Consider the following 4,962-nt stretch of genomic DNA (forward strand, 5'->3'; position numbering starts at 1 on the left):
ACACACAGATCTACATCCTCGATGGGAGCTTGAATCCTTTGCCAGTTGGGCTAGCAGGCGAGCTCTACATCGCAGGCGCGGGCCTCGCACGTGGCTATCTCGGTCGTGCGGGGCTCACCGCTGAGCGCTTCGTGGCTAACCCCTTCACGCCAGGTGCCCGCATGTACCGCAGCGGCGACTTAGCGCGCTGGACCGAGGACGGGGTACTGGAATACCTCGGGCGGGCGGACGCGCAGGTCAAGATCCGAGGCTTTAGGATTGAGTTGGGCGAGATCGAAGCAGCACTCGTTGCCATCCCCGGCATCGCTCAGTGCACCGTGCAGGCCCGAGGCGAGGATGGGGCTAAGCAGCTGGTGGCGTATCTCGTTGCGGGTTCAGGTGCGGTTGTAGGCACAGCTGCGGATACCTCTATCCCTGAGGCATCTGCTCTGCGTAGCATTCTCTCCAGCACCCTACCCGACTACATGGTGCCCGCAGCCTTCGTGGTGCTCGAGTCCTTGCCTCTCACCCCCAACGGCAAGCTCGATGTGCGTGCCCTGCCCGCACCCGAGATCACGAGCGAAGTTGAGTACCGAGCGCCTGTCACTGAACACGAGCAACTTGTGGCCAGCCTCTTTACCGAGCTCACGGGTGCCAAACGTGTTGGGTTAGACGATAGCTTCTTTGCCTTGGGCGGCGACAGCATTAGCGCTATTCGTCTGGTGTCGCTTGCCCGTGCGCGCAACGCACACTTGACTGTGCGCGCGATCTTTGAATACCCAAGCGTGCAGGCGCTTGCCGCGGCAATAGAGGTTCGCTACGAGCAAGCCCTGATCCTCAAGCCCGAGGCCGGCGCAGTGCCACTGACCCCAGTCCAGACTCAGTTCCTGCAATTAACGGGCTCAGTGAAGCAGTTTAATCAAGCCGTCTCACTTGTGGTGCCTGAGGACGGGTCTATTGAGCAGGTCCGTGTCCTGCTAGACAAGCTTGTGATGCATCACGATGCGCTTCGCCTCGCGCTTATCGACACCCCGAGCGGGCGCAGCCTTTGGTTACAAGACGAAGCCCCCGCACTTGAGATCGTTGAGGTCGACCTAAGCGCACAGGATGCTGAGGCGCAGACCGCGTCAATCGCCAAGCTCGGTGAGAATCTATCCAAGCGACTCGACCCCTACGCGGGGCAGATGCTCGCAGCGACTTGGGTCACAACGAGCCGCAAGCCCGGCGCACGCGCCCAACTCCTGCTGGCCATCCACCACCTGGCTGTCGATGGCGTGTCCTGGCGTATATTGTTTGAAGACCTCGAACATTTGCGCGTTTCAGGCACCCTGCCTAGCCGCACGCACTCGGTCAGAGACTGGGCGCACGCGCTCGCTTTGCAAGCCACGACCCGCGAGAGCGAGCTTGACGCTTGGTGCGAGGCACTCGCGGGTGCCCAAGTACTGGGCACCGATGCGCCTGTCGCACCCGAGCTCAACCGTATGGGCGATGCCCGCCATCATGTCTCGCTCCTGAGCCAAGAACTAGCCTCTGCCTTAGGCGAAGTTGCCCGCACCTATCACGCCGGTATGGATGAGGTATTACTCGCCGCGCTCGGCTTAGCGCTCACCGCTTGGCAAGAGGCGCACTACGGGCTTGCTGCTGCACCGATCCTGATCGACCTAGAGAGTCACGGACGCCAAAGCGGCTCGGTATTGGTTGGTGACGCAACCCCTATCGACATCACCCACACCGTGGGGTGGTTCACAAGCGTCTACCCCGTGCGCTTAGATGCCTCAGCGCTTGATCTGAGCGAGGCCTTGGCCGGCGGGGATGCAGCAGGTCTGATGCTACGCGCCACCAAAGAGCGCATCGCTCAGATGCCCGACAAGGGTCTGGGCTTTGGCATCCTGCGCTATCTGAACGAGAAGACGGCAAACGTCTTGGGCGCCTTGCCCCAAGCGCAGATTGTTTTTAATTACCTGGGTCGCTTTGAGCAGAGCCAACCCCAAGCGGGCTGGTACTCCAACACCTTTGTGGGCAGCCCTGACGATATGGATCGTGCGCGTATGCACGAGATCGATATCAACACAGTCTTCGATGAGCAGGGTCGTCTGCAAGTCGTCTGGTCACACCACCCGCTGCAGCATCTGCCCACACGCATCGAGGACTTGGCGCTTCGCTTTGAGCAGGCGCTCAACGCCTTAGTACGCCACGCCAGCCAAGCGCCGCTCGCGCAACGCCATACGCCTTCAGACTTTGCGCTAGCCCACGCACGGGGTCTGGATCAAGCCATGCTCGATCGCTGGCCACAGGCCACCGAGGTCTGGCCCCTGACCCCACTACAACAAGGTCTAGGCTTTGAGAGCTTGGCGCTGGCCGATGCCGCCCACGATCCCTACCGGGTTCAACTCAGAATGACCCTCAAGGGTCCGTTAGACAGCGCACGCCTTAAGCGCGCGCTTGAGGCGCTGCTCGAGCGCCACCCGATCCTGAGTCTGGCTCTGCCCACCGAGATGCTGGAGAAAGGGCTCGGGATCCAGCACTCTCAGGGCGTTGACTTCACCCTTCTGTCTGCAGACGAATCAGCGCTCCACGCACTGATTCTTGAGGATTTACACACCCCCTTCGATCTGGAGCGCGGCCCGCTGCTTCGCGTGCGAGTGATTCAAACGGCACCAGACGTCCATCACCTGATCCTGGCTAACCATCACGCAATACTCGATGGTTGGTCAATGCCCATTGTGATGGGTGATATCGCCGCGCTCTACCGAGCCGAGGCACTGCCCCCTGCCTTGGCCTGGGGTGAACACCTCAAGTGGCTTGCCGCCCAGGACACCGAGGCCGCACAAGAATACTGGCGCGGGCACCTCGCCGGCCAAGAGACAGGCGCGCTTTGGTTGCCTCAGAGCAAGTCCGCTCAGGCAGCAGATGAGCACAAAGAGACTCAGCATAAGGACCCAGGCGAACAGATCGAGCACCTCTCACCCGAGGTCTCAGCGGGCTTAGAGCGCTTTGCAAGAAACAATGGCCTGACTCTTGCGAACGTCTTGCAATCACTTTACATGCTGCTGCTCGCCCGTCAGAGCGCTCGAAACGACATCACCATCGGGGTCACCCGCAGTGGTCGCAGTGCCCAGCGCATAGGCATTGATCGTGCGGTCGGCCTGTATATCAGCACCATGCCGCTTCGGGCACAGGTTGATCTCTCGCAGCCGCTGATTGAATGGATGCGGGAAGTGCAGACCGAGTTTGCTCAGCAAGACGAGCACCTGCACCTGGGTTTACAAACCGTGCAGCAGCTGGTCGGACAGCAAACGCTCTTTGATTCGCTGTTTGTGTTTGAGAACTACCCAATCGACAGCAGAGTGCAACAGTTCGCACCCGGCATCGACATTGCGAAAGTCTCGGGACACGATGCAACGCACTACGGGCTCGCGCTTGCTGCGATGATGTCGCCTAACGGATTAGTGCTGCGGGCCACCTACGACCAAACGCTACTCGAGGTCAAGCAGATCCAACGCATCATGGGACGCCTCACACAGATGGTGCAGACGATTACAACCGAGCCTGTCGATCAGCTATGTTTGGGCGAACTGCGCTGGTTTGCTCAGACTGAGCGTGAGCAGGTCCTGGAGTTGTTTAATCAGACCGAAGTGGCTTTAGCGGAGCCGAGCGAAGACGCACCCATCACGTTGCCCGAGCTCTTTGAGCAGCAAGTGGCTCACACGCCTGAGGCCACAGCGCTCGTATTTGGTGAGGACAGTCGCACCTATGCCGAACTCGATGCACGTGCCAACCAACTCGCGCGTCACTTGATTAGTCTAGGCATCGGCCCGGAGCAGATCGTGGCAATCGGACTGCCCCGCTCCATCGAGATGGTCGTTGCCCTAATCGCAGTGCTCAAGTCCGGGGCAGCCTACCTGCCGCTTGATCCAGACTACCCCACAGCACGCTTAGCCTTCATGCTCACAGATAGCGGTGCGAGCCTAGTGATCACTCAGAGCGGATTCATTCAAGAAGCGCTTGATACACATCATCTCGAAGTGTTACAGACATCAGGCTCTGCACTAACGGTGATTGAGCTAAGTGATACGACTACTCATGCAACCCTTGCCGCGCTTGATCAAGCACCCGTAACACAAGCCGAGCGAATTACACCGCTCACTCCACAGAACCTTGCCTACCTCATCTACACCTCAGGGTCGACAGGTAGGCCTAAGGGTGTATCGATTGCACACCAAAATACGGTCAATTTTTTACATGCTTTCTCCGCAATCAATCCATTGAGAACGCCGATGCGTGGTGCGATGTCCGCACCTCTCGGTTTTGACGTATCGGTCTGGGATATTTTTGAGCGACTGACGACCGGTTCGAGCTTGGTCCTAGATCTACCATCCATGGCAGATCTCGGTCTTTTTGCTGAAGTAATAAGCGAAAAAAAGATCGAATCAATCTACTTACCTGCGGCGATTGTGCCAATTCTTGCGGATATTTGGAAAGACTCAAAGCGCAAACCAACGCTAATTGAAGTACTCACCGGCGCAGACGTCCTTGAACACAAACCTATAACCGCGCTTGCCGCCTACTCACAATCTCCTGTGATCGTAAATGGATATGGGCCGACCGAGTGTACGACCTGTTCAAGTTGGATTGTTGTCGATACCAATAGCGACTTAGTGAACCACAGGATATCAATCGGCCGCCCGATTCAGAACACACAGATCTATATCCTGGATGCGAGCTTGAACCCTTTGCCAGTGGGCGTCGCAGGCGAGCTTTACATCGCTGGTGCGGGTCTTGCGCGCGGCTATCTCGGGCGCGCAGGCCTCACCGCTGAGCGCTTCGTGGCCAACCCCTTCACCCCAGGCACCCGTATGTACCGCAGCGGCGACTTAGCCCGCTGGACCGAGGATGGGGTCCTGGAGTACCTCGGGCGCGCTGATGCGCAGGTCAAGATCCGAGGCTTTAGGATTGAGTTAGGAGAGATCGAGGCGGCGCTCG

1 protein-coding gene is annotated in these 4,962 nt (G+C 58.8%); it reads left to right on the top strand.

The window, feature by feature from the left end:
* Positions 1-4,962 (top strand): non-ribosomal peptide synthetase (locus KZZ10_RS14370; protein ID WP_259662233.1); only part of this gene is annotated, 4,962 nt, incomplete at both ends.

The organism is Zwartia hollandica (assembly GCF_019923725.1).
Classification (GTDB): domain Bacteria; phylum Pseudomonadota; class Gammaproteobacteria; order Burkholderiales; family Burkholderiaceae_B; genus Zwartia; species Zwartia hollandica.